This is a genomic window from Pseudomonas sp. SIMBA_068 (assembly GCF_046534705.1).
Lineage (GTDB): Bacteria > Pseudomonadota > Gammaproteobacteria > Pseudomonadales > Pseudomonadaceae > Aquipseudomonas > Aquipseudomonas putida.
In genome coordinates, this window is record NZ_JAWRYI010000216.1 from 1 (window position 1) to 322 (window position 322).

Annotated in this window: 1 protein-coding gene; it reads right to left on the reverse strand. The window is 39.1% G+C overall.

Features of this window, described 5'->3' with window-relative positions:
• A partial coding sequence (locus tag SB756_RS28880) for an AbgT family transporter (protein WP_410912950.1) occupies positions 1 to 275 on the reverse strand: 275 nt, incomplete at its 3' end.
• Between the last annotated feature and the right edge of the window lie 47 nt (positions 276 to 322).

Below are 322 nucleotides of genomic sequence, written 5' to 3' on the forward strand. Positions count from 1 at the left end.
CCAGGAATACTAAATGTCACAAATATAATAACCACAATCCCTTTTAAAAAAGGAGAACCCGCAACTTCACCGGTTGCAGGGTTTCGTAAAATGCCATCGTCAGGAACGATGGTCCAAGCAAGTAATAAAGAGACTGCTAATAAAGAAACGCCAGCCCATTTTAGACCCGATTTTTCTTGTTGAGTAAGGGTGTCTATGCTGTTTTGAGACAGATCAATACCGGCTTCGTCTGGGTTATATTTACCTAAACGTGGCTCAACTATTTTTTCAGTCACCAAAGTACCTAGTACTGAAATTAATAGCACCGATATCATCATAAAAT